The sequence below is a fragment of the Pseudomonas sp. N040 genome (assembly GCF_015637705.1).
Classification (GTDB): domain Bacteria; phylum Pseudomonadota; class Gammaproteobacteria; order Pseudomonadales; family Pseudomonadaceae; genus Aquipseudomonas.
Genome location: NZ_JADOBE010000004.1, coordinates 253,154 through 277,289, shown reverse-complemented (window position 1 = coordinate 277,289; position 24,136 = coordinate 253,154). Strand labels below are relative to the sequence as shown.

Below are 24,136 nucleotides of genomic sequence, written 5' to 3'. Positions count from 1 at the left end.
GCTGTGCGCTTCAACCCAACCTGCGGTCTGAGGATGTTCAGGCCTGCTTGTCGCCGAAGGTGGCCTTGACGATTTCGCCGATGCCGCCAATCGAGCCGATCATCTGGCTGGCTTCCAGCGGCATCAGGATCACCTTGCTGTTGTCGGCGCTGGCCAGCTTGCCCAGCGCGTCGATGTATTTCTGCGCGACGAAGTAGTTGACCGCCTGCACGTTACCGGCAGCGATCGCCTCCGAGACCATGCGCGTGGCCTCGGCTTCGGCCTGGGCTGCGCGCTCGCGGGCCTCGGCTTCGAGGAAGGCGGCCTCGCGCTGGCCTTCGGCCTCGAGGATCTGCGCCTGCTTCTTGCCTTCGGCGGTGAGGATGGCGGCGGCGCGCAGGCCCTCGGCCTCGAGGATCTGCGCGCGCTTGATGCGTTCGGCCTTCATCTGCCCGGACATCGCCGCCATCAGGTCGGCGGGCGGGCTGATGTCCTTGATCTCGATGCGGGTGATCTTGATGCCCCAGGGCGCGGTGGCTTCATCGACGGTCTTCAGCAGTTTCTCGTTGATCGCGTCGCGCTGGCCGAGCATGGCATCCAGTTCCATCGAGCCGAGCACGGTGCGGATGTTGGTCATCACCAGGTTGCGGATGGCGTGCTCGAGGTTGTTCACCTCGTAGGCCGCCTGCGCCGAGTTGATGATCTGGAAGAAGCAGATGGCGTCGATCTGCACGGTGGCGTTGTCGGCGGTGATGACTTCCTGCGGCGGGATGTCCAGCACGCTTTCCATCACGTTGAGCTTGCGGCCGATCTTGTCCATCACCGGAACGATGATGTTGAGGCCGGGCTTGAGGGTGTTGGTGTAGCGGCCGAAGCGCTCCACGGTCCATTCATAGCCTTGCGGCACCACCTTGAAACCCATGAACAGCAGGGCGACCGCGAGGCCGACGAACAGGAACATCACACTGCCGATTTGCATGGAACTCTCCTTGGATGGGCGGGTTGAGTCGGGGTTGTTGAGCGCCGCGTGCTGCGCCAGGCGGGCCGGTTTTCAACACGGCAGCGGCAACCCAGGGGGTTTTTCAACGGCCTGCTAGCGGGTGGCCGCATCAAGCGCCGCCAGCAGCCTGGCATCATGCCCGTAGATGTCCGGGCGGTACAGGGGCTGGCCGGCCGCGTCGGCTTCCGCGGTCCAGTAGCCGAGCAGGATCGGCACCCGGCGCGGCAGGCGGTACTCCACGGTGTTGCCGCTGGCCAGCAGCGCATCCACCTGCAGCCGCTCGGCCGGGCTCAGTAGCAGTTCCAGGATCCGGCTCACCCCTTCGACGCGCACACAGCCGGAGCTGAAGGTGCGCGGCGACTTCTCGAACAGCTCGATGCTCGGCGTGTCGTGCAGGTATACCGAGAACGGGTTGGGAAAGCGCAGGGCCATCTTGCCCAGCGGGTTCTGCGGGCCGGGGTCCTGGCGCAGCATGATGGCGCCGGGACGTTGCCAGTCGATGGTGGCCGGATCCAGTTCATTGCCTTGCAGGTCGAGGACCCGCAGCCGGTGTTCGGCGAGGAAGTTCAGGTCGGCGCGAATCGCCGGCAACTTGTCCTTCTGCAGGATGGTCGGCGGTACGGTCCAGCTAGGATTCAGCGTCAGCCGGGTCAGCACCGACTTGAGCAGGGGCGTCGGCCGCGCGGCGCGGCCGACCTGCAGACGGGTCTGCCAGAGCAGGACGTGCTCGCGGTAATAGTTCAGGCGGGCGGCACTGATGTCGACCAGCAGGATTTCCGCGTCGAGGTTCGCGCTCAGCCAGCGCCAGCGTTCCAGGTTGATGCGCAGCTGGTCACGGCGCTGCGCCGCACTGATATTCAGTTCGCTCAGGGTGCCCGCGCCGAGGATGCCGTCGGCCTGCAGGCCGTGCTGGCGCTGGAAGGCCTGCACGGCGGCGACCCGCGGCGGGCTGTAGTGCAGGTCGGCCGGGTCGGCACTGGCGGCCGGCAGATAGCCTTCGCCGGCCAGGCGCTGGTCGAGCAGCGGCAGGCGCGGATCGGCCATGCCCGGCTTGAGCAGCGGTCCGCCGGGGATCCGCGGCCAGTCCGGCAGTGCGGCCTGGCGCAGGCGGGCATAGCTCTGCCGCAGCTGCTGGTACTGGCGGGTGCCGGGGCGGGCATCGGCGAATGCGCCGGGCAGGTCGTCCAGCGCGCGCTGGCGCGGCGACAGGCGTGGCAGCGGGCTGGGTGGCGGTGTCAGTGTGGAATGCCAGAGTGGCTCGATGCTGTCCTGCGCCAGGCGGCCCCGGCTGAGGTCATGCAGGGCCTGCAGGTAGGCATGGCTGACGCGAATATCGGCGCAGTCCGCTGACTGCGCGTCGGTGGCCGGCCGGGCGGCCAGCTGGCGAATCGCCGAAAGCTGGTAGCTGGCCGGATTGAGACCATCGTCGGCCAGTTGCTCCAGCTGCAGCGCTAGGCTGTCGAGCTGTGCGGCGGATTCCCAGGCGGGCTGAAAGGCACGCGCCCGGTAGAACTCGAGCAGGCGGGCGAGGCCGGCACTGTCGAGATTGCCCGGTTCGCCGAAGCAGCTGGCGGGCAAGCCCTGCAGGCGCTGTTGCAAGGCGTCGGCCGCGCCGGCGGGCGGTGCAAGCTGTGCGCCGAGTAGCAGGATGCCGAGAAATATTGAGCATTTTTTGAACAATCGCGCCGCTCCAGATAGAATGCCGCCCAAGCAAGGCTGCACGACCCCCGCTTGCAAGCGGTTGCGGGGTGATCATAACAACGCAGCCAGTCAGCGACAGGATGTCTGCAGCAAGCGCTTCCAGAGGTTGCCCCAGCCCATGTTCACCCTTGTCCGCAGGCTCTGCCTGTGTCTCGCTGTCGTTGGCGTTGTTTCCCCGCCAGTGCTGGCCGCCAGCCCGGCCTACCAGCCGCTGCTGGACAAATTGTCGCGCGCCGCTCCCGGATTAAACAAGCAGGCGCTGGCGCATGCCGTGGCGGCCATGCAGTGCGCACTCAACAATGGCGCGGAGCCGGCCCGGCGCCTGGCGGTCATCGACTATTCGCAGCCGTCCAGCGCCCGCCGCCTGTGGATCTTCGACCTGCAGCGCAACCGCCTGCTGCTGCGCGATTTCGTCGCCCATGGCCGGCAGTCCGGGGAAAACCTGGCCACGCGGTTTTCCAACAGCGATGGCAGCCACCAGTCCAGCCTCGGCCTGTTCCGCACCGCCGAGAGCTATCAGGGCAAGCATGGCTATTCGTTGCGCATGGACGGCCTGGAGCCGGGGATCAATGACCGTGCCCGCGAGCGTGCCATCGTGATCCATTCGGCGGCCTACGTTGACCCGCGCCTGGTGCGCAGCCAGGGCCGCATCGGACGCAGCCTGGGCTGCCCGGCGGTACGCCCGGAAGTCGGGCGGATGGTGGTGGACCAGCTCAAGGGCGGCCAGTTCATGTTCTCCTGGTACCCCGACCGGCGCTGGTTGCAGAGCTCGGCCTACCTCAACTGCAAGCCCCGGCGCGTGGCCAGCATCCTGGCCGCGGAAAACGCCGGCAGCTGATCTGCCGGTTGCGGCGCGTCAATCCTCCAGCCGCCCTACAGCAGTTTGCGCAGCGCTTCGGCCAGCAACGGGGCCATGCCGATGGCATTGCTCGGATGGGCGATGCAGTCGCTACTCCAGACCTCGCCGACCCCGGCAGCCCTGAGCACCTCCAGCGCATCGCCGGCAAACAGCGCGTGGGTCACCGCCACATCCACCGACGCGGCGCCGGCAGCCAGCAGCTTCTCCGCCGCGGCGGCCAGGCTCCTGCCGGAGCTGGCGATGTCATCCAGCACCACCACCTGGCGCTTGCGGAAGTCCAGGGCCGGCAGTTCGATGCTGACCTGCCGGTCGCCGCTGCGCAGCTTGCTGCACACGCCATGGGCGAACCCCTGGTCGCGGGCAGCCGCTTCGATCCATTGCGCCGATTCGGCGTCCGGGCCGATCAGCAGTGCCTGCGGCCGGCGCTCGGCAATCAGCCGGGCGAGCAGGGGGGCCGCCGACAGGCAGACGGCGGCGTTGCCCAGGGGGACCGCCTGCTCCAGGCGCTCGATGCGGTGCAGGTGCGGGTCGACGGTGACCAGCGCGTCGAAGTGCTGGGCAATAAAGGCGCCGACGATGGTCTGGCTGACCACCTCGCCGGGCTGAAAGGCGATGTCCTGGCGCATATAGGCCAGGTACGGGGCGACCAGCAGCAGGCGCTGCACGCCGAGGGCGCGCGCCTCGCCGGCCACCAGCAGCAGCTCGACCAGCTTGTCGTTGGGGCGGTTGAGGCTGCGGTACAGCAAGACCTGCGCCGGGACCGCCTGACCGGCAGCGAACGGCAGGCGCAGGCGCAACTCGTCATCGGGAAAGCGGTGGCGCTCGATCGCGGCCGCCTGCAACTGCAGGGCTTCGGCCAGGCGCAGGGCCGGCGTACGCTCGTCGGCAAAATACAGCAGCAGTGTGTCCATCAGGGCCCCTAAAACTCCACGAACCTAAAATTCCACGAACAAGGGCGCCAGGCTGTCCGCCGGGCCGACACTGAAGCCGCTGCTCCGGGCGCAGGCCTGGTGGGCGAATTCCAGGTCGGCCGGGTAGGCCGCATATACCCGGTACAGCGGCATGCCGGCCTGTACCGGGTCACCCAGCTTGCGCAGCAGGTCGACCCCGGCGCCCTGTACCTTGGGCGCACCGGCCAGGCGGGCGATGCGCGCCAGTTGCAGGTTGTCGATGGCGCTGACCACGCCGCTGTTGCCGGCATGGATGTCGAAACTCAGTGCTGCCAGCGGCGCCTGGCGATAGTCGAAGGCCTTGCTGCCCTGGGCCTCGATCAGCGCGCGCATCTTGCTCAGGGCGCGCCCGGAATCGAGGATGTCGCGGGCAATCGCATAGCCATCGCCGCCGCGCACGTCGGGGTCGAACTCGAGCATGCGCCCGGCCAGGCGCAGGGCTTTCTGGCGCAGGTCGATGGGGGCCTGCGGGTCGTTTTCCAGCACGCGCATCACGTCGCGGGCTTCCAGCACCGGGCCGATGCCGTTGCCCACCGGCTGACGGCCGTCGCTGATCACCACATCGATGGCCAGCCCCAGGCGCGCGGCGACGAACTCGAACAGCTTGCGCAGTTTCTGCGCCTCGGGCATCGAGCGGACCTTGGCGGTGGGGCCGACCGGGATATCCAGCAGCAGGTGGGTGGAGCCGGCGGCGAGCTTCTTCGACAGGATCGAGGCGACCATCTGCCCCGGCGAGTCGATCGACAGCGGCCGCTCCACCGAGATCAGCACGTCATCGGCGGGTGACAGCTGGCTGCTGCCGCCCCAGGCCAGGCAGCCGCGGTGTTCGCGCACAATCTGTTCCAGGCGCGCGAACGGCAGCTCGACATCGGCCAGCACTTCCATGGTGTCGGCAGTGCCGGCCGGCGAGGTGATGGCCCGCGAAGAGGTCTTCGGGCAGAGCATGCCGTGGGCGGCGACGATCGGCACCACCAGCATCGAGGTGCGGTTGCCGGGGATGCCGCCGATGCAGTGCTTGTCGACCACCGGATGTTCGTGCCAGTCGAGGCGGCGGCCGATCCGGGCCATGCCGTCGCTGAGGAAGTACACCTCCTCGCGGTCCAGCTCGCCCTGGTTGCAGGCGACCACGAAGGCGGTCAGCTCGATCTTCGAATAGCGGTGCTCGGCAATGTCGCGGACGATGTTGTAGAAATCCTCGCGGTTCAGGCGCTCGCCGGCGATCTTGCGGTGCAGGGCCGGAATCGACGCGGCCGGTTCCGCCTGGGCAATGCTGGCCGGATGGCCGTTGGCCACATTCAGCTGGGCAAAGGCATCTTCGGAAAGCCCCAGTTCGTCGGCGCCGACGATGCAGTCGTCATCCACCACATTCAGGCTGGCGAGAATGCGCTGGCCATTGGCGCGCACCTCGACCTTGGACAGGGCCTGAAAGCCCTCGGCCCGGTAGATCGCGCAATCGCGGTGCAGGTAGGCCACGTTTTCGCGGTAGGTATCGATGGCGACCCGGCGCAGCAGCAGGGTGGCGGGTTGTTCGGCGGGCGGCGGGGCGGCGGGGCTGGTCATGGGCGGGGCGGGCACCGGAACTTGGCAATGGGCATAGGGTGCGCGGCGGCCGCCGTTGCGGTCAAGGTTGGCCACGGGCGGTGCTCGCGGCGCTGTGCTCAGGCCTCGGCGCAGACCCGGTTGCGCCCGCTGTGCTTGGCCACATAGAGCAGCCGGTCGGCCTGGTTGATCAGCTGCTCCAGCTGCAGCTGGGCGGAGCGCTCGATCACCCCGAAGCTGGCGCTCAGCGCCAGTTTTTGCAGCTCGCCGGTGCCGCTCAGCGCCTGGATTTCCGCGCGCAGCCGCTCGGCCAGCGCGCGGGCTTCATTCAGCCCGGTTTCCGGCAGCAGCAGCAGGAACTCCTCGCCGCCCCAGCGCGCCAGCAGGTCGGCGCCGCGACAGCTGTTGGCCAGCAGCTTCGCCGTCTGCACCAGCGCCAGATCGCCGGCGGCATGGCCATGCAGGTCGTTGATGGTCTTGAAGTGATCCAGGTCGAGCATGATCAGGCTGAGCGGGCGCTGGTGGCGCACGGTGCTGTTCCACAGCGGCGCGGCCTGCTCGTTGAAGCCGCGGCGATTGTGCAGGCCGGTCAGCGGGTCGCGCTCGGCCAGGCGTTCGGCGCGCAACCTGCCGTATTGCTGCTGGCGGATCCGGTGACTCAGGGCCAGGGCCAGCAGCGCGGCCTGCAGCATCAGGCCGATCTTGATGGCGCCGTAATTCCAGCCGGTGAATGGCAGCGCGCCCCATACGGTGAGTGTGGTGATCACCGTGCCAAGCATGCCGCACAGGGTGGCAGCCAGGTAGTAATGGCCGGCCAGGCTGTTGCGCCGCAGGGTGGTCAGGCCGAGGAACAGCATGCTCGCCGAGTAGACCAGGGCAAAGCTGAAGGCGATCGTGGCCTCGGCGGCCTGGTTGCCCAGCAGCTGGCTGAGGAGCAGGCCGGCCAGGCTGGTCGCGGCCATGCCCTGCAACAGGTGGCGGGAGCCGGGCGCGCGCCTGGCCAGGTCGAGGAAGCTGCTGGTGAACGCCAGGCCGGCGCAGCCGGTCAGCACCATGCTGATCAGGATGCAATGCTCCTGCAGCCACCGGTAGTCCTCCCAGAACCAGGCCAGGCCGTGGCCAGTATAGGCAATATTGAGGACGCCAAACAGCCCCAGGTACAGTGAGTAATACAGGTAGCTGCGATCCTTGAGGCCGATGAACAGCATGCCGTTGTAGACGATCATCGAGAGCAGGAAGCCATAGATCAGGCCGTAGACGAAGCGGTATTCGAGGTGGCGTGCCTGGAAGCTCTCCTCGCGCAGCACTTCAATGGGCAGCACCAGCGGATCGGGACTTTCGGCGCGCAGATAGAGCTCGCTGTCGCCACTGGGAATGCTCAGCCTGGCAATGAAACCCATGCCGGGTACCAGGTCGCGCGCCCCGGCCAGGTTGTCACCGGCGCGCCACTCCTGCAGCAGCTGCCCGTCGCGGACCAGGCTCAATTGCAGGGAATCGATCCAGGTTATCCCGGTGATCACCCGGACCTGGATCGCTTCAGTGTGCGGGTTGTGCAGCGCCAGGCGCACCCAGACCGGCCGACTGCCGATGCCGAAGTGCAGGACCGGGGCCGGGCCGGGGCGGAACCGGCCATCCTGTGCGGCCTGCATCGCCTCGCGCAGGTCCATGGGGGTGTCGCCTTCCTGCAGCAGCGTGCTGTACAGGCCCTGCTGGCCCGCGGGCAGGTTGTCGATCTGCAGTGGCTCGGCGCTCGTTGCCAGGCCGCAAGCAAGCATCAGCAGCAGGCCAGACAGCCAGTGGCCGAGACTGCCCGGCACGCTCGGCGCGGGTTTTGCGTGGCGGATCGACAGCCGCTGCATTGCGTGTTTTCCTGATTGGGCCTGGCAAGCGGCTCAGTGTCGCGGTGGCGCTGCGCTTGCCGGTGTGGGTGAAAGGCCTGCCGCTGCGGCGGTCAAGTGCAGGGCGGTCATTTCTGCTCGCTCTGCGGGGTCACCCGCAGCACTTCCTCGATGGTGGTCAGGCCGCTCGCGACCTTTTGCGCACCGGACAGGCGCAGGCTGCGCATGCCTTCCTTGAAGGCCTGGCGGCGCAGGGCGACGAGGTCGGTGTCGGCGCTGATCAGCGGCTTGATGTCGTCATTCAGCAGCATGATTTCGTAGACCCCGGCACGTCCGCGATAGCCGGTGTCGCGGCACTCGGGACAACCTACGGCGCGCTGGGCCTGGGTCGGCAGCGGCGCGCTCCACGGGCGGGTCAGGGCCTGCCAGTCGTCTTCATCAATGTCCACCGGCGCCTTGCAGTGCGGGCACAGGGTGCGCACCAGGCGCTGCGCCATGACGCCGAGCAGGGTGGCCTTGAGCAGGTAGTAGGGCACGCCCAGCTCCTGCAGGCGGGTGATGGCGCTGGGGGCGTCGTTGGTGTGCAGGGTCGACAGCACCAGGTGCCCGGTAAGGGCGGCCTGGATCGCCATCTCGGCGGTTTCCAGGTCGCGGATCTCGCCGACCATGATGATGTCCGGGTCCTGGCGCATCAGTGCGCGCACGCCGCTGGCGAAGGTCAGGTCGATGTTGTGCTGCACCTGCATCTGGTTGAAGGCCGGCTCGATCATCTCGATCGGGTCTTCGATGGTGCAGACGTTGACTTCGGGCGTGGCCAGTTGCTTGAGCGTGGTGTAGAGGGTGGTGGTCTTGCCCGAGCCGGTGGGGCCGGTGACCAGGATGATGCCGTTGGGCTGGCCGGTCATGCTGACCCAGCGGCGCAGGTCGTCGGCGGAGAAACCCAGCTGGTCGGGATTTTTCAGCAGCACTTCGGGATCGAAGATGCGCATCACCATCTTCTCGCCGAAGGCGGTCGGCAGGGTCGACAGGCGCAGCTCGACTTCGCCGCCGTCCGGAGTCTTGGTCTTGACCCGGCCATCCTGCGGCCGGCGCTTTTCCGCCACGTTCATGCGGCCGAGGCTTTTCAGCCGGCTGACCACCGCCATGGTCACCTGCGGCGGCAGCTGGTAGACGTTATGCAGCACGCCGTCGATGCGGAAGCGCACGGTGCCCTGTTCGCGCCGCGGCTCGATATGGATGTCGCTGGCACGCTGCTGGTAGGCGTACTGGAAGATCCAGTCGACGATATTGACGATGTGCGCATCGTCGGCATCCGGCTCCTTGTCGCCGGCGCTGAGCTTGAGCAGCTGCTCGAAGTTGCCGACCCCGCCAACCTTGGCCTCGCCGGCGTTGGCCCCGCTGACCGAGCGGGCCAGGCGGTAGAACTCGCTGGTGAAGCGCTGCAGGTCGGCCGGGTTGACCACCACGCGCCTGATCGGACGCTTGAGCACATGCAGCAGGTTGCTTTCCCAGCCTGATACAAACGGCTGGGCGCTGGCGATGGTGACCGAATCCGGATCCACGGCCACCGCGAGGATCCGGTGGCGCTGGGCAAAGGCATGCGACATCAGCGGGGTCACGGCGGCCACGTTGATCTTCAGCGGGTCGATGCGCAGGTAGGGCTGGCCGGCGTATTCCGCCAGCCACTGGGTCAGGCTTTCCAGGTCCAGCTTGCGCCCGGGGCGGGCGAGGTCGTCGACCTGCTGGGCGGCCAGGAATTCCAGGGGATGCTGCTGGTTGGTCACCGCGCTGCGGCGGATCGCCAGCACATGCTCGGCGGCTTCCTGGCTCAGCCGGGACTTGCCGACCAGGCTGCGCAGGATCTCGTTGAGCTCGAGCTGGCGATCCTCGGTTGACGAAACACTAGCGGACATGGGGCTTCCTCGGTCATTGCGGCCAACGTTGCAGCGCTAGCGCACCAGGCTCTTCCAGGCGCGCAGCGTGCTCACAGTATGGGCCTGCAGGCTGCGTGCGGCCAACTGCTCGGGGTTGAGCGGCTGCTGCGCGAGCGCTTCCAGCTTGAGCAGTTCGCCGTACAGGCGGTCGACTTCCGGCAGCTCCAGCATCTGGCGCGCCAGACGCAGCCAGGCGAGCAGGCGTTCGATGCGCGGCAGTTGCTCGGCGAGGTCTTCGGGTTGCTGCTGATAGCGCCTGAGCTGCAGGTCGTTGGCCTCCTCGGCGAGCAGGCGTGGCAGCCATTTGCCAATGGGTGCCTGGCCCTGACGGTTACCGCGTGCATTGCGCGCAGTGATCCAGCCGCGTTGCAGCAGCCAGAGTGACGCCTGCAGGGAAAACAGCCCCCAGCGCGTGTTGTCCAGTTCGCTGGCGAAGCGCTCAGGCGCCTGCTGGCGCAGCTGGTCGTCGTGCTGGCCAGCCAGCAGCAACGGACGCCAATCCTTGAGCAGCGCATCCAGTGCTTCACGCAAGGCATGGCTGCTGGCGCGTGGCGCGGCCTGGCCCAGGCTGGCGAGCAGGGCGCGCAAGTCGGTCAGTTGCTGCAGCCACTGTTCCAGCAGTTTCCAGTGGCTGTTGAAGCGGTACTGCTCGGCCAGGCGCTGGCTGTTGCCGAGCAGCTGCCAGGCCAGTGCGGCAAACACGTCGTCCAGCGCCTGCTCGGGCTGCAGTTCGGTTGCCGGCAAGCTCAGGCTGTAGCTGTTGCTGTCAAACAGGCGATAACCGCGCTCGGCCTTGCTGATGTCGCACGGCATCAGTGGCAGGTCGGCGGCCAGTTCGATGGCCAGCTCAAGCAGGGCTGCCGGTTCACCTTCGCGCAGCTCCAGTTCCAGCTCGCAGATTTCTTCCTGCTGCGGGCCGGTACACACCTTGCCCAGGTCAAGCGCGGCCTCGATGGCTACTTTGGCCTTGCCACGGCCCCAGGCAATATCGGCTTTCTCGCGCAGGAAGTCGGTGGAAAACACCGGCTGCAGGCTGGCTTTGTCGAGGTTTGCCAGGCTGGCCGGCCAGCAGCTGTCATCCAGCTTGCCCAGATCCAGTTCGGCCTTGTCCAGGTACCAGTCCCATTCGTTGCGCTCGGACAGCCCGGCCACGCTCTGGCCGCGGCTTTTCAGGGTCTGGATGATCTGCTCGCCATCACGGCGCAGGCGCAGTGCCACTTTGGCCCCGGCCAGGTCGCGGGCCGGGGTGTCGAAGTACTGATTGAACAATTCGTGCTGCTGCCAGCCGGATTTGTTGCGCTTCTTCAGCAGCGGATGCTCACGCAGGGCTAGCAGGGTGGCCCGGCTGGCGCGCAGTTTTATTTCAGTTTCTTTGGGCATTTGGTGCTCCGCAAAGACGACGAGGCCGCCCGGAGGCGGCCTTGAGATTTGGTGCTACCGACTAGACGAAGAGTTGGACGCTGATCCAGAACAGCCCGGCCGCCAGGCCAATGGTCACCGGCAGGGTCAATACCCAGGCGATCAGGATGTTGCGCACTGTATCAAACTGCAGCCCGCTCTTGTTGGCCACCATGGTGCCCGCCACGCCCGAGGACAGTACGTGGGTGGTGGAGACCGGCAGGCCGTAGGCGGTGGCCAGGCCGATGGCGGCGGTGGCGGTGATCTGGGCGCTCATGCCCTGAGCGTAAGTCATGCCCTGGCGGCCGATCTTCTCGCCCACGGTCAGCACCACGCGTTTCCAGCCGACCATGGTGCCGATGCCCAGTGCCAGAGCCACGGCGAAGATCACCCAGGTCGGGGCGTATTCGGTGGTGGCGGCCAGGTCCTTGCGCAGTTTGTCCAGATCGGCCTTTTCCTTCGAGTCCAGGCTGCTCAGCTTGCCGACCTTTTTCGCGGTGTCATCCAGGCACAGCAGGTAGCGGCGCACTTGCGGGCGTACTTCGGGGGCCATCTGCTTGTAGTCAGTGACGCCCTTCAGGTCATTGAGCAGTGCGGCGATGGTCGGGCCGGTCATGGCTGGATCGCAGCGAAACTGCTTGGGCATCTCGGTGTTGCCATTCTTGCCCAGCGAGAGGTACTCGCCCAGCGAGTCGTCATGCCGCTGGTAGAACTGCAGCAGGTGCTCGGCGGCGTCGCGGGTGCGCTCGATCTGGTAGGTGCTGCTGTCGAGATCGAGGACGAACTGCGCCGGGACTATACCGATCAGCACCAGCATGAGCAGGCCGATGCCTTTCTGGCCGTCGTTGGAGCCATGCACGAAGCTCAAGCCCATGGACGAGGCGATCAGGGTGACGCGACTCCAGAACGGCGGGTGCTTCTTGCCATCAGCCTGCAGTCGCTGGTCGGGTTTGAAGTGCATCTTGGAATGTTGGCGCAGCCACTTCAGGCCCAGCAGCACCAGTCCCGCCACCAGGAAACCGGCCAGCGGCGAGGCGACCAGCGAAATGGCAATGTCGATGGCTTTCTGCCAGTTGACCCCATCGGCTACGGCAATATCACTGATCAGTGCGTTGCCCAGGCCGACTCCGAGGATAGAGCCGATCAGGGTGTGTGAGCTGGAAGCGGGAATGCCCAGATACCAGGTACCGAGGTTCCAGATAATGGCGGCGCTGAGCAGCGAGAACACCATGACCAGGCCGTAGGTGGCATTGGCATTGATCAGCAGCTCGACCGGGAGCAAGTGGACGATGGCATACGCCACGCCGACGCCACCCAGCAATACACCCAGAAAATTGCAGATGCCCGAAGCAATCACGGCGATGTGGGAGGGCATGGCATTGGTGTAGATCACCGTCGCCACCGCATTGGCGGTGTCATGAAAGCCGTTGATGAACTCGAAAGTCAGGACAAAGACCAAGGCCAGAACCAGGCTGATGACCAGAGCGGGATTAAGGCTGCTGATGAACTCGAACATGAAGGAGTACTAACCGTGGGATGGGTAGGGGGGCGAATTATGGCAGAATCGTTACGGTTCCGCTGCCTGCGATTGCTGACGCGGGTCAATTCCGCAAGACTTGCCTGGTGTTTATTTTGCGCTGGACGGGCGGCATGCCGGGCCAGCGCTCTTGTGGAGTTGCGTAATGCCCCTTCCTTCATTGCCACAACGCTTTGCCGCGCTGCTCGCCGCGCCCTCGGTCAGCTGCACCCAGCCGGCGCTGGATCAGTCCAACCGGGCGGTGGTCGAATTGCTGGCCGGCTGGCTCGGCGAACTGGGCTTTACCTGTGAACTGCAAGAGGTCCAGCCAGGCAAGTTCAACCTGCTCGCCAGTCGTGGTCAGGGGCCGGGTGGCCTGGTGCTGGCCGGGCATAGCGATACCGTGCCGTTTGACGAGGCCCTGTGGCGCTCCAATCCGCTGGGCCTGAGCGAGCGCGACGGGCGCTGGTACGGTCTCGGCAGTTGCGACATGAAAGGCTTCTTTGCGCTGGTGATCGAAGCCGTGCAAGGCCTGCTGGAGCACCCGTTTCGCCAGCCGCTGCTGATTCTGGCGACCTGCGACGAAGAGAGCTCGATGTCCGGCGCGCGCGCCCTGGCAGATGCCGGTCGCCCGCTGGGACGCGCGGCGGTGATCGGCGAACCCACCGGCTTGCGCCCGATTCGCCTGCACAAGGGGGTGATGATGGAGCGCATCGATATCCACGGGCAAAGTGGTCACTCATCGGATCCGAGCCTTGGACACAGTGCGTTGGAGGCCATGCACGCCAGTATCGGCGAGCTGATGACGCTGCGCCGGCAATGGCAGCAAGCGTTCAATAATCCGCAGTTCAGCGTGCCACAGCCGACCCTCAACTTCGGCTGCATCCATGGCGGCGACAATCCCAACCGCATCTGTGGCCAGTGCTCGCTGGAGTTCGACTTGCGCCCGCTGCCGGGCATGGATCCGCAGCAGTTGCGGGCCGCCATCCGCGCCAAACTGCAGCCCTTGGCCGAACGCCACCAGGTGCGCATCGACTATGCCCCGCTGTTTCCCGGCGTGCCGCCGTTCGAGCAGGCGGCGGACTGCGAGCTGGTGCGCCTGGCCGAACGGCTGACCGGGCATGCCGCAGAAGCGGTGGCCTTCGGCACCGAAGCCCCGTATCTTCAGCAGCTTGGCTGCGAGACCATCGTGCTCGGCCCGGGCGACATTGCCTGTGCCCACCAGCCGGACGAATACCTGGAGATGGCGCGGATCGAACCGACCGTGCGCCTGTTGCGTGACCTGATACAGCATTACTGCCTGTGAGCCCGAAATGAGCGGAGAGTCTGCCTTGTTGCGACGATGACTACGGACTACCCCCTCTCCCATGCCCGGGAGAGGGTTGGGGAGCGGGTGGCCAGCGCCTTCTCCCCCGGCCCCTTTCCCGCCAGCGCGCGAGGGGAGACTCAGGACTCGCCACACAGGTTTATCCATGCACGACTACGTCAACTGGCTGCGTCACGCCACCCCCTACATCAACGCCCATCGGGACTGCACCTTCGTGGTCATGTTGCCTGGTGACGGTATCGAACATCCGAATTTCGGCAACATCGTGCATGACCTGGTGTTGCTGCACAGCCTTGGCGTGCGCCTGGTGCTGGTGCATGGCTCGCGTCCGCAGATCCAGGCACGCCTGGCCGAGCGCGGGCTGACCGCGCACTATCATCGCGACCTGCGGATCACCGACGGGCCGACCCTGGACTGCGTGATCGATGCGGTCGGCCAGTTGCGCATCGCCATCGAGGCGCGGCTGTCGATGGACATGGCCTCGTCGCCGATGCAGGGTTCGCGGCTGCGCGTGGCCGGCGGCAACCTGGTTACCGCACGGCCGATCGGGGTGCTCGACGGGGTGGATTACCACCATACCGGCGAAGTGCGGCGCATCGACCGCAAGGGCATCAGCCGGCTGCTGGATGAGCGCAGCATCGTGCTGCTGTCGCCGCTGGGCTATTCGCCGACCGGGGAGATCTTCAACCTGGCCTGCGAGGACGTGGCTACCCGCGCGGCCATCGAGCTGGCGGCGGACAAGCTGGTGCTGTTCGGCAGCGAAGCCGGTTTGCTCGACGAGCAGGGCCGGCTGGTGCGCGAGCTGCGGCCGCAGCAGGTGCCGGCCCACCTGGCCCGGCTCGGCAGCAGCTACCAGGCCGAGTTGCTGGATGCGGCGGCGCAGGCCTGTCGCGGCGGGGTCAAGCGCAGTCACATGGTCAGCTATGCCGAGGACGGCTCGCTGCTCACCGAACTGTTTACCCGCGACGGCAGCGGCACGCTGGTCGACCAGGAGCAGTTCGAGTCGCTGCGCGAGGCGACCATCGAGGATGTCGGCGGCCTGATCGACCTGATCACTCCGCTGGAAGAGCAGGGCATCCTGGTGCGCCGTTCGCGCGAGGTGCTCGAGCGCGAGATCGGCCAGTTCAGCATCGTCGAGCGCGACGGGCTGATCATCGCCTGCGCCGCGCTGTACCGGATCAACGAGTCGGATTCGGGCGAGCTGGCCTGCCTGGCGGTAAGTGCGGATTACCGCCACGGCGGGCGTGGCGACGAGCTGCTCGAGCGCATCGAGCAGCGCGCTCGGGCGATGGGCCTGAAGACCCTGTTCGTGCTGACCACGCGCACCGCGCACTGGTTCCGCGAGCGCGGCTTCCAGCCCAGCTCGGTGGAACGCCTGCCGGTGGCGCGGGCCTCGCTGTACAACTTCCAGCGCAATTCGCAGGTGTTCGAGAAGGCCTTGTAGCGCCGGATCCGCAGGATGGGGGTTGCGCCGCGTGAAGGTGGGTTGAGCGTGGCGATAGCCAGCGTGTCGCTATCTGCAGCGGTTCGGCATCGGTATCGGCGCCGTCAGGCACTTTTCGCCTTGGGCAGGAGCAGTGCCTGCTCCTGCCCGTCAGCCAGGCCGGCTTCCCAGGCGGCGCCCAGCACCTCTGCCGGATAAGGCTGCTGGCTCGGCGAGCGGCCGGTGAGGCCGGCCATGTAGCCCTGCTGGTATGCCTTGTTCAGGCTTTCCAGGCTCCACTGCTGGTCTTCTGCGCGCTGGGCGTGAGGCATGTTGCGGCTCGTCGAGTGGCGATGCGCCGAGCATAGCCGCGCAGCCGCCCCAGCCGTAACCCGCCGGCGTGGCCCGGCAGGCAATTCTGTGACGGCCTATTGGTTTTTTCGCTCAGGCCGGCTGACCAGTGATGCTGGCCTGATAGGCGGCCACGAACGCATCGAACGGCTGCGCATCGCTGTGTTCAATGGCGGCCTGCTCGGCCAGGGACTGCCGGGCCAGTGCTTCGAAGGCCTGCTGCTGGTCGCTGCTCAGCGGCTGGCGGCGGAAGTAGCGGGCATGCTCCTGGCTCTGGCGCAGGGCAAACTGCTGGAAACTTTCCTGGCGTTGGCGGAGCACGGCCAGCACCTGTGCCGAGGGTGTCAGCGCGGCATCGGCAACCTTGTCGCGCTGTGCCTGCAGGGCGCTTGCGTGTTCCGTGGAGGCGTGTGCCTGGTCGAGCAGGCGGGCCGTGTCGGCAATGCTGTCGAGCAGCTGGCCAGCCCACTCCTGCAGCAGCACGGGTTCACCCTGGCGCTGCAGGTGCAGGCCGGGCCGGCGACCTTCCTTGACCACCTTGAGGAAGTTCGTCGTGCAGTCGCGGCACTCCGCGCCACCCAGGCTTGGGCTTTCCGCAAAGGCACAGAACAGCAGGAAGGCATCGAGGAAGCGTGCCTCTTCCAGGTCGATACCCAGCGGCTGGAACGGGTTGATGTCCAGGCAGCGCACTTCCACATATTGCACGCCGCGCGCGAGCAGGGCCTGGATCGGCCGCTCGCCGCTGTTGGTCACGCGCTTGGGGCGGATGCTCGAGTAGTACTCGTTCTCGATCTGCAGCACGTTGGTGTTCAGCTGCTGCCATTCACCGTCCGCAGTCTTGGTGCCCAGCGCCACGTATTCCGGGTAGGGCGTCGAGACCGCCGCGCGCAGGCTGCTGGTGTAGCTGGCCAGGTCGTTGTAGCAGGGGGTCAGGCCGGCCTGGGCGTTGTTCTGGTAACCCAGGTCGCTCATGCGCAGGCTGGTCGCCCAGGGCAGGTACAGGGTATCGCGGTCGAGCTGCTGCAATTCGTGCTGGCGGCCGCGCAGGAAGCCGGCGTCGAGCACCGGCGAGGAGCCGAACAGGTACATCAGCAGCCAGCTGTAGCGGCGGAAATTGCGGATCAGCGCGATATAGCTGGCCGACTGGTAGTCGGTGCTGCTGCCGCTGTCGCCGTCGGCCGCCTGCAGCAGCGGCCAGAGGGTGCTGGGCAGGGAAAAGTTGTAGTGGATGCCGGCAATGCACTGCATGGCCTTGCCGTAGCGCAGGGCCAGGCCCTTGCGATAGACATACTTCAGCTTGCCGATATTCGAGCTGCCATAGCGGGCGATCGGAATGTCTTCCTCGGCCGGCAGCGGGCAGGGCATCGACGGGCTCCACAGGTACTCAGCGCCGAGCTTGCTGTAGGCGAAGCGATGGATGCGCTCCAGGTCGGCGAGGGTTTCCGCCGGGTCGGCTTCGGCCGGAGTGATGAACTCCAGCAGTGATTCCGAGTAGTCGGTGGTGATCTGTGCATGGGTCAGGGCTGAGCCCAGCGCCTGCGGGTGCGGGGTCAGGGCCAGCTGGCCATGGCTGTCGACGCGCAGGCACTCGCGCTCGATGCCGTGCAGGCACTGGCGCAGCAGGGGCAGGTTGGCAGGCTCGTTAAGCAGCGCAAGGCGAAGGGCGTAGAGATCGCTCACGGTGAGCTCCTTGAACATGGCCGAACAATATGGGGGCGAAGGCTCGCGTCTGCAAGCCTGCCGGGCGGGTTGGCTGGCGGTGGCTTCAGACCCTGGCGAACGTCCCGGTGGCCTTGGCTACCAGCTTGCCGCCCTGCAGCACCTCGGCCTCGACCATCAGCGTGCGCCGCCCGGCATGCAGCACGCGGGCGCGGCAAAGCACGTCGCCCTCGGCCACGCCACGCAAGTAGTTGATCTTGCATTCCAGCGTCACGCTGTGTTCATCAAAGCCATGGCTGGCCGAGCAGGCCAGGCCCATGGCCACGTCGACCAGGGTGAAGATCGCCCCGCCGTGCAGCTTGCCGCCGCGGTTGCGCAGTTCCTCGCGCATGCCCAGCCGCAGTTCGGCAGTGCCGTCGCCCAGACTGAGCAGCTCGCAGCCGAGCAGGGCGGTGAAGGCGCTGTGCTTGTAGCTGTCCGGCATCTCCATCGGGCGCTCTCCTTCAGCGTTTCTTCAGTTGCTTGGCGCCGGCGAACAGTGCGGCCATGCCGGCATTCACCGGCGCCGGTTTGTCCTGTGCCGAGTGCCGTTCCGTGCGTGGCGCATTGCCACGGTTCTGTGCGCCGCCACGGGGGCCTTCGGCCTTTTCGCCGGGGGTATCGCTCATGCGCATCGACAGACCGACGCGCGCGCGCGGGATGTCCACCTCCATGACCTTGACCTTGACGATATCGCCGGCCTTGACCACTTCGTAGGGGTCCTTGACGAACTTCTCCGACAGCGCACTGATATGCACCAGCCCATCCTGATGCACGCCGATGTCGACGAAGGCGCCGAAGTTGGTGACGTTGGTCACCACGCCTTCGAGAATCATGCCCGGCTTGAGGTCCTTGAGGCTCTCGACGCCGTCCTGGAACTCGGCGGTCTTGAACTCCGGACGCGGGTCACGGCCGGGCTTGTCGAGTTCCTTGAGGATGTCGGTGACGGTCGGCAGGCCGAAGTTTTCGTCGGTGAACTGCTTGGGGTCGAGGCGCTTGAGGAAGCCGGAATCGCCGATCAGCGAACGGATGTCGCGGCCGGTATCGGCGGCGATGCGTTGCACCAGCGGGTAGGTTTCCGGGTGCACGGCCGAGGCATCCAGCGGGTTGTCGCCATTCATCACGCGCAGGAAGCCGGCGGCCAGCACGTAGGTTTTCTCACCCAGACGCGGCACCTGCTTGAGTGCATCGCGGGTCCTGAACGCGCCATGCGCATCGCGGTGGGCGACGATGTTCTGCGCCAGCGTGCTGTTCAGGCCGGAGATGCGCGCCAGCAGCGCGGCGGAAGCGGTGTTCAGGTCGACGCCGACGGCGTTCACGCAATCCTCGATCACCGCATCCAGCGAGCGCGCCAGTTGCAGCTGGGAGACGTCGTGCTGGTACTGGCCGACACCGATGGATTTCGGCTCGATCTTCACCAGTTCGGCCAGCGGGTCCTGCAGGCGGCGGGCGATGGACACGGCGCCGCGGATGGATACGTCCAGCTCGGGGAATTCCCTGGCCGCCAGTTCCGAGGCCGAATACACCGAGGCACCGGCTTCGCTGACCATGACTTTGGTCATTTTCAGTTCCGGCAGCAGTTTGATCAGTTCGATGGCCAACTTGTCGGACTCCCGGCTGGCGGTACCGTTGCCGATGGCGATCAGTTCGACGCGGTGTTTGGCGCAAAGCTTGCCCAGTACAGCCAGCGTTTCGTCCCAGCGGTTGTGCGGTACGTGCGGGTAGACGGTGGCGGTATCCAGCAGCTTGCCGGTGGCATCCACCACCGCCACTTTGCAACCGGTGCGCAGACCGGGGTCGAGGCCTAGGGTGGCGCGCGGGCCGGCCGGGGCGGCCAGCAGCAGGTCGTGCAGGTTGCGCGCGAAGACGTTGATCGCCTCGCTCTCGGCCTGCTCGCGCAGTTCGCCGAACAGGTCGGTTTCCAGGTGGGTGTAGAGCTTGACCTTCCAGGTCCAGCGCACTACTTCGCTCAGCCACTTGTCGGCGGCGCGGCCTTGATTGGTGATGCCAAAGCGCTCGCCGATCATGCCTTCGCCGGGGTGCATGCTGCCCGGGGCTTCGTCGCCGACTTTCAGGCTGGCGCTGAGCACACCCTCGTTGCGGCCGCGGAAGATGGCCAGGGCGCGGTGCGAGGGTACGCTGCGCAGCGGCTCGTCATGCTCGAAGTAGTCACTGAACTTGGCGCCTTCCTGTTCCTTGCCCGGCAGCAGTCTGGCGCTGAGGGTGGCTTCCTGCTTGAGGAAGCTGCGCAGCTTCTCCAGCAGGGTGGCGTCTTCGGCAAAGCGCTCCATGAGGATGTACTTGGCGCCTTCGAGGGCGGCCTTCACATCGGCCACGCCTTTCTCGGCGTCGACGAAGCGCGCGGCCTGTTCTTCCGGGTTCAGCGTCGGGTCGTTGAACAGCGCATCGGCCAGCGCGCCGAGGCCGGCTTCCAGGGCGATCTGGCCCTTGGTGCGGCGTTTCTGCTTGTACGGCAGGTACAAATCTTCCAGGCGCGTTTTGGTCTCGGCGAGGTTGATCTCGCGGGTCAGCTCGGCGGTCAGCTTGCCCTGCTCATCGATGCTGGCGAGGATCGCCGCGCGGCGTTCGTCCAGTTCGCGCAGGTAGCGCAGGCGTTCTTCCAGGTGGCGCAGCTGGGTGTCGTCGAGGCTGCCGGTCACTTCCTTGCGGTAACGGGCGATGAACGGCACGGTGGAGCCTTCGTCGAGCAGCGCCACGGCGGCCGCAACCTGCTGCGGTAGAACCCGGCTATTGGCCAGAGCGGAGAGTTCGGCGGCGATGCGCTGGTTGATGTTGTCCATGTGCTTCCCGAAGTAAATTAACTGCTTGAAATAAATAAGAATTCCGGCATGTTCTGAACGCCGGTGAAAATGCCGGGGCATTATAAGCACCGACAGAATGGCTGCACTGCACCCGGTCGGGAAAAATCTGCTAACAATGCATCGGGGTGATGCCGCCAGCCTTGGGTAATAATGCCCCCGCCTATCGAATCAAGGAGTGCGCATGAACAGTTCCGCAGTGGCTGAAGGTGAAAAGATCCTCATCGTGGATGACGATGCGCGGTTGCGTAGCCTGCTCGACCGCTTTCTCAGCGAAGAAGGTTACCGGGTGCGCTCGGTGGAAAACGTCGAACAGATGGATCGCCTGCTGTCGCGGGAAATTTTCAATCTGCTGGTACTGGATCTGATGCTCCCCGGCGAGGATGGCATGTCCGCCTGCCGCCGTTTGCGCGCCGGCGACAACCAGATGCCGATCATCATGCTCACCGCCAAGGGCGACGAGGCCAGCCGCATACAGGGGCTGGAGGGCGGTGCCGACGACTATCTGGCCAAGCCATTCAATCCGCGCGAACTGCTGGCGCGGATCAAGGCGGTGTTGCGCCGTCAGGCACCGCAAGTGCCGGGTGCGCCGACCAGTGACGATGATGTGGTGACCTTCGGCGAGTACCAGTTGTTTCTCGGCACCCGTGAACTGAAAAAAGGTGATGAGTTGCACATGCTCACCACCGGCGAATTCGCCGTGCTCAAGGCGCTGGTGCAGCACGCCCGCGAGCCGTTGACCCGCGACAAACTGATGAGCCTGGCGCGTGGCCGCGAGTGGGATGCGCTGGAGCGCTCCATCGACGTGCAGATCTCGCGCCTGCGCCGCATGATCGAGCCGGACCCGGCCAAGCCGCGCTATATCCAGACGGTTTGGGGGGTTGGCTATGTGTTCGTCCCGGATGGTGCCAAGGCGTAGCAAGTAGGGTGGATAACGCCGCTAGCGGCTTGTCCACCTGTTAGAGCCATCTGCTGGAAAAGGCCTCCGGCCGTTTTTCACCCTGCGCTGAGTCTTAGATGAAAATGCCCTCCTGGTTTCCGCAAAGCTTCTTTGCCCGGATCATTTTGCTGGTGTTGCTGGTCGTGCTGTTTTCCAAGGCGCTGACGCTGGCTTACCTGATGCTCAATGAAGAGATGCTGGTGGACCGGCAATACACCCACGGCGCCGCATTGACCTTGCGCGCCTACTGGGCGGCGGATGAAAACCAGCGCGACCAGATCGCCGCAGCCACAGGCTTGCGTCAGGCCCCGTTGAATGAGGTACCCAAGGCCGAAGAGCATTTTCCCTACAGCCGCGTGTTCCTGCAGCAGATGCGCACGGAGTTGGGGCCGGATACCCAGATTCGCCTGCGCATGCATGGCCAGTCGGCGCTCTGGGTGTATGCCCCGGCGCTGGGCGCCGACTGGGTGATGGTGCCGCTGTATCCGTTTCCGCTGAGCGGCGACCGGATTTTGGGCGTGCTTGGCTGGTTCCTCGGCATCGGCCTGTTGTCGACGGCGGCGGCGTGGATTTTTGTCGGCCAGCTGAATGCTCCGTTCAAGCGCCTGGTGGTGGCGGCGCGGGAGTTTGGTCAGGGCCGCAGTGTCAGGCTGCCGATGACCGACTCGCCGCACGAAATGGCCGAGGTCTACCGGGCCTTCAACCAGATGGCCGAGGATGTCGAGCGCGCAGCGCGCGAGCGCGAGCTGATGCTGGCCGGGGTTTCCCATGACCTGCGCACACCCTTGACGCGCTTGCGCCTGGCCATCGAGTTCATGCGCAGTGATCCGGAGTTGGCCGCCGATATGGTGCGCGACATCGAAGACATGGACGCGATTCTCGACCAGTTCCTGGCGTTTATCCGTGACGGCAGTGATGAGCCGCTGGAGCCGCTCGACCTGGCGGCGCTGATCCGTGAGGCGGTGGCGCCGTACAACCAGCCGGCCGAACGGGTGCGCTTGTGCCTTGAACCGTTGCCGGAGCTGTCGCTGCGGCGGGTATCGATCAAGCGTCTGCTGGTCAACCTGATCGACAATGCCTTGCATTATGGCGGGCAGGGCGTTGAGGTCGCGGCGGCAGTGGAGGGCGGTCGCACCGCGCCCTATCTGGTGCTGAGCGTGCTGGATCGTGGTCCGGGGCTGGGGGAGGCAGAACTGGATGCGTTGTTCAATCCGTTCATCCGCGGCGACAGTGCCCGTGGCGGCAAGGGCTCCGGGTTGGGCCTGGCGATTGTGCGGCGGATTGCAGCGCTGCATGGCGGCAGCGTCGAGTTGCGCAACCGTGCTGGCGGTGGACTGGAAGCACGGGTGTGCCTGCCATTGGGGTTGTTGTTGCCGCGTGAGGCGAGCAACGGACAGGGGTAGAAAACGGACGGATTGACAATCCGTCCACCGCGCGCCGACTCAGCCCGACCCCTTGGTCCGCGTCATTCCCGGTTCGGCATTGTTTTCCAGATACTCGATAACCAAAGAAGCAATATCGATCCCGCTGGTGGTTTCGATGCCTTCCAGCCCTGGCGAGGAGTTGACCTCCATCACCAGCGGCCCGTTGGCGGAACGCAGGATGTCCACGCCGGCTACCCGTAGCCCCATCACCTTGGCCGCGCGCACCGCGGTCGAGCGTTCTTCCGGGGTGATCTTGATCAGGCTGGCGGTGCCGCCGCGGTGCAGGTTGGAGCGGAATTCGCCGGGCTTGGCCTGACGCTTCATCGAGGCGATCACCTTGTCGCCGACTACCAGGCAGCGAATGTCGGCGCCGCCGGCTTCCTTGATGTACTCCTGCACCATGATGTCCTGCTTCAGCCCCATGAAGGCTTCGATCACCGATTCGGCGGCCTTCTGCGTTTCGCACAGCACCACGCCGATGCCCTGGGTGCCCTCCAGCACCTTGATCACCAGCGGCGCGCCATTGACCATCTGGATCAGGTCGGGGATGTCGTCCGGTGAGTGGGCAAAGCCGGTGACCGGCAGGCCGATGCCCTTGCGCGACAACAGTTGCAGCGCGCGCAGCTTGTCGCGTGAGCGGCTGATGGCGACCGACTCGTTGAGCGGGAACACGCCCATCATCTCGAACTGGCGCAGCACCGCGCAGCCGTAGAAGGTCACCGAGGCGCCGATCCGCGGGATCACCGCATCGAAACCCTCAAGAGCCTGGCCGCGGTAATGGATCTGCGGCTTGTGGGTGGCAATGTTCATGTAGGCGCGCAGGGTGTCGATCACCAGCATCTCGTGGCCGCGCTGGCTGCCGGCTTCCACCAGCCGGCGGGTCGAATACAGTCGCGGGTTGCGCGACAGGATGGCAATTTTCATGAGTCACCGGCCGGGGAGTCGAAGGTGGGCATCAGGGGTTGCTGCTGGGCGTAGTTGAGCGCCGGGTTGACCAGCCACTGGCCGTCGATCAGCGCCTTGGCGCCGAGCAGCACGCGGAAGCGCATGGTCTTGCGGCAGGCCAGGGTGAAGTCCACCGGCCAGGCGCGCTCGCCCAGCGCCAGGGTGGTGCGGATCAGGTAGCGACTCTGGGTCTGGCCATTCGAACTGCGGATGGTCTTGACGCTGATCAGCCGGGCTTCGCAGCGGTGGCCGCGCTGCACCAGTGTGCCGAAGTGCGCAGTAAAGCGAACCCAGCGTTCACCTTTGCGCTCGAAGGGCTGGATATCGCTGGCGTGCAGGCTGGAGGTGCTGGCGCCGGTGTCGATCTTGGCGCGCAGGCCGACCATGCCCAGTTCCGGCAGGGCGATCCATTCGCTGAGGCCGATCACGCCAAGTTGTTCGAAGGTTTTCAAGGTGGTTATCCGCACGGCTTTCGCGGCATTCTAGATGGACGTG

Annotated in this window: 19 protein-coding genes; 5 read left to right on the top strand and 14 right to left on the bottom strand. The window is 66.0% G+C overall.

Features of this window, described 5'->3' with window-relative positions:
- Positions 1–37: 37 nt before the first annotated feature.
- A complete protein-coding gene (locus tag ISX93_RS08350; RefSeq protein ID WP_195778257.1) occupies positions 38–958 on the bottom strand; it encodes an SPFH domain-containing protein in 921 nt (306 codons plus the stop codon).
- 114 nt (positions 959–1,072) lie between these two features.
- A complete protein-coding gene (locus ISX93_RS08345) occupies positions 1,073–2,659 on the bottom strand; it encodes a L,D-transpeptidase family protein (RefSeq protein ID WP_195778256.1) in 1,587 nt (528 codons plus the stop codon).
- Positions 2,660–2,798: 139 nt separating this feature from the next.
- Here ISX93_RS08345 and ISX93_RS08340 point away from each other — a divergent pair, with 139 nt between their 5' ends.
- Positions 2,799–3,518, top strand: coding sequence for a murein L,D-transpeptidase catalytic domain family protein (locus tag ISX93_RS08340; protein ID WP_195778255.1), 720 nt, complete (start codon positions 2,799–2,801; stop codon positions 3,516–3,518).
- Between the two features lie 35 nt (positions 3,519–3,553).
- Here the strand turns inward: ISX93_RS08340 and ISX93_RS08335 are convergent, their stop codons facing one another.
- The 6 genes from ISX93_RS08335 to ISX93_RS08310 all read right to left on the bottom strand — a co-directional run bounded on the left by ISX93_RS08335 (position 3,554) and on the right by ISX93_RS08310 (position 12,714).
- Positions 3,554–4,450, bottom strand: a complete 897-nt coding sequence (locus tag ISX93_RS08335; RefSeq protein ID WP_195778254.1) for a ribose-phosphate diphosphokinase — start codon at positions 4,448–4,450, stop codon at positions 3,554–3,556.
- Between the two features lie 24 nt (positions 4,451–4,474).
- Positions 4,475–6,049 (bottom strand): thymidine phosphorylase family protein, encoded by a 1,575-nt coding sequence (locus ISX93_RS08330; protein WP_195778253.1) that lies wholly within the window; start codon positions 6,047–6,049, stop codon positions 4,475–4,477.
- Between the two features lie 98 nt (positions 6,050–6,147).
- On the bottom strand, positions 6,148–7,887 hold the full coding sequence (locus tag ISX93_RS08325) for a diguanylate cyclase (RefSeq protein WP_195778252.1): 1,740 nt from the start codon (positions 7,885–7,887) through the stop codon (positions 6,148–6,150).
- 107 nt (positions 7,888–7,994) lie between these two features.
- Positions 7,995–9,779: a GspE/PulE family protein gene (locus ISX93_RS08320; protein ID WP_195778251.1), complete on the bottom strand. Its 1,785-nt coding sequence runs from the start codon at positions 9,777–9,779 to the stop codon at positions 7,995–7,997.
- A 36-nt stretch (positions 9,780–9,815) separates the two neighbouring features.
- On the bottom strand, positions 9,816–11,180 hold the full coding sequence (locus ISX93_RS08315; RefSeq protein WP_195778250.1) for a CYTH domain-containing protein: 1,365 nt from the start codon (positions 11,178–11,180) through the stop codon (positions 9,816–9,818).
- A 61-nt stretch (positions 11,181–11,241) separates the two neighbouring features.
- A complete protein-coding gene (locus ISX93_RS08310; protein ID WP_195778249.1) occupies positions 11,242–12,714 on the bottom strand; it encodes an inorganic phosphate transporter in 1,473 nt (490 codons plus the stop codon).
- Positions 12,715–12,880: 166 nt separating this feature from the next.
- Between ISX93_RS08310 and argE the strand changes: the two genes are divergently transcribed.
- Positions 12,881–14,020 carry an acetylornithine deacetylase gene (argE, locus tag ISX93_RS08305; RefSeq protein WP_195778248.1) on the top strand — a complete coding sequence of 380 codons (1,140 nt, stop codon included), beginning with the start codon at positions 12,881–12,883 and terminating at the stop codon, positions 14,018–14,020.
- 166 nt (positions 14,021–14,186) lie between these two features.
- The gene (gene argA / locus ISX93_RS08300) at positions 14,187–15,485 is read left to right on the top strand and encodes an amino-acid N-acetyltransferase (protein ID WP_195778247.1); all 1,299 of its coding nucleotides are present in this window, start codon (positions 14,187–14,189) and stop codon (positions 15,483–15,485) included.
- Between the two features lie 104 nt (positions 15,486–15,589).
- Here argA and rmf read toward each other — a convergent pair whose 3' ends face one another.
- The 4 genes from rmf to ISX93_RS08280 all read right to left on the bottom strand — a co-directional run bounded on the left by rmf (position 15,590) and on the right by ISX93_RS08280 (position 20,314).
- Positions 15,590–15,796, bottom strand: a complete 207-nt coding sequence (gene rmf, locus ISX93_RS08295) for a ribosome modulation factor (RefSeq protein WP_195778246.1) — start codon at positions 15,794–15,796, stop codon at positions 15,590–15,592.
- Between the two features lie 112 nt (positions 15,797–15,908).
- Entirely contained in the window at positions 15,909–17,495 is a 1,587-nt protein-coding gene (gene gshA, locus ISX93_RS08290) for a glutamate--cysteine ligase (RefSeq protein WP_195778245.1), read from the bottom strand.
- Positions 17,496–17,580: 85 nt separating this feature from the next.
- Positions 17,581–17,964, bottom strand: coding sequence for a PaaI family thioesterase (locus tag ISX93_RS08285; protein ID WP_195778244.1), 384 nt, complete (start codon positions 17,962–17,964; stop codon positions 17,581–17,583).
- A gap of 13 nt (positions 17,965–17,977) precedes the next feature.
- Positions 17,978–20,314 carry a Tex family protein gene (locus ISX93_RS08280; protein ID WP_195778243.1) on the bottom strand — a complete coding sequence of 779 codons (2,337 nt, stop codon included), beginning with the start codon at positions 20,312–20,314 and terminating at the stop codon, positions 17,978–17,980.
- 202 nt (positions 20,315–20,516) lie between these two features.
- Here ISX93_RS08280 and ompR point away from each other — a divergent pair, with 202 nt between their 5' ends.
- Entirely contained in the window at positions 20,517–21,251 is a 735-nt protein-coding gene (gene ompR / locus ISX93_RS08275; RefSeq protein ID WP_195778242.1) for an osmolarity response regulator transcription factor OmpR, read from the top strand.
- Positions 21,252–21,349: 98 nt separating this feature from the next.
- Positions 21,350–22,675, top strand: a complete 1,326-nt coding sequence (locus tag ISX93_RS08270; protein WP_195778241.1) for an ATP-binding protein — start codon at positions 21,350–21,352, stop codon at positions 22,673–22,675.
- A gap of 39 nt (positions 22,676–22,714) precedes the next feature.
- Here ISX93_RS08270 and rimK read toward each other — a convergent pair whose 3' ends face one another.
- Entirely contained in the window at positions 22,715–23,620 is a 906-nt protein-coding gene (gene rimK / locus ISX93_RS08265) for a 30S ribosomal protein S6--L-glutamate ligase (RefSeq protein ID WP_195778240.1), read from the bottom strand.
- Complete coding sequence (gene rimB, locus ISX93_RS08260) at positions 23,617–24,093, bottom strand: retropepsin-like aspartic endopeptidase RimB (protein WP_195778239.1); 477 nt, start codon at positions 24,091–24,093, stop codon at positions 23,617–23,619. The genes rimK and rimB overlap by 4 nt, the downstream gene beginning before the upstream one ends.
- Positions 24,094–24,136: the final 43 nt, after the last annotated feature.

Excerpts from the sequence above, each read along its gene's own strand:
- ompR (WP_195778242.1), top strand. The coding sequence starts at position 20,517 with ATGAACAGTTCCGCAGTGGCTGAAGGTGAAAAGATCCTCATCGTGGAT.
- ISX93_RS08335 (WP_195778254.1), bottom strand. The coding sequence starts at position 4,450 with ATGGACACACTGCTGCTGTATTTTGCCGACGAGCGTACGCCGGCCCTG.
- ISX93_RS08280 (WP_195778243.1), bottom strand. The coding sequence starts at position 20,314 with ATGGACAACATCAACCAGCGCATCGCCGCCGAACTCTCCGCTCTGGCC.
- ISX93_RS08325 (WP_195778252.1), bottom strand. The coding sequence starts at position 7,887 with ATGCAGCGGCTGTCGATCCGCCACGCAAAACCCGCGCCGAGCGTGCCG.
- ISX93_RS08320 (WP_195778251.1), bottom strand. The coding sequence starts at position 9,779 with ATGTCCGCTAGTGTTTCGTCAACCGAGGATCGCCAGCTCGAGCTCAAC.
- rimK (WP_195778240.1), bottom strand. The coding sequence starts at position 23,620 with ATGAAAATTGCCATCCTGTCGCGCAACCCGCGACTGTATTCGACCCGC.
- ISX93_RS08285 (WP_195778244.1), bottom strand. The coding sequence starts at position 17,964 with ATGGAGATGCCGGACAGCTACAAGCACAGCGCCTTCACCGCCCTGCTC.
- argA (WP_195778247.1), top strand. The coding sequence starts at position 14,187 with ATGCACGACTACGTCAACTGGCTGCGTCACGCCACCCCCTACATCAAC.
- argE (WP_195778248.1), top strand. The coding sequence starts at position 12,881 with ATGCCCCTTCCTTCATTGCCACAACGCTTTGCCGCGCTGCTCGCCGCG.
- ISX93_RS08330 (WP_195778253.1), bottom strand. The coding sequence starts at position 6,049 with ATGACCAGCCCCGCCGCCCCGCCGCCCGCCGAACAACCCGCCACCCTG.
- ISX93_RS08350 (WP_195778257.1), bottom strand. The coding sequence starts at position 958 with ATGCAAATCGGCAGTGTGATGTTCCTGTTCGTCGGCCTCGCGGTCGCC.
- ISX93_RS08270 (WP_195778241.1), top strand. The coding sequence starts at position 21,350 with ATGAAAATGCCCTCCTGGTTTCCGCAAAGCTTCTTTGCCCGGATCATT.
- ISX93_RS08340 (WP_195778255.1), top strand. The coding sequence starts at position 2,799 with ATGTTCACCCTTGTCCGCAGGCTCTGCCTGTGTCTCGCTGTCGTTGGC.
- ISX93_RS08310 (WP_195778249.1), bottom strand. The coding sequence starts at position 12,714 with ATGTTCGAGTTCATCAGCAGCCTTAATCCCGCTCTGGTCATCAGCCTG.
- ISX93_RS08315 (WP_195778250.1), bottom strand. The coding sequence starts at position 11,180 with ATGCCCAAAGAAACTGAAATAAAACTGCGCGCCAGCCGGGCCACCCTG.
- rmf (WP_195778246.1), bottom strand. The coding sequence starts at position 15,796 with ATGCCTCACGCCCAGCGCGCAGAAGACCAGCAGTGGAGCCTGGAAAGC.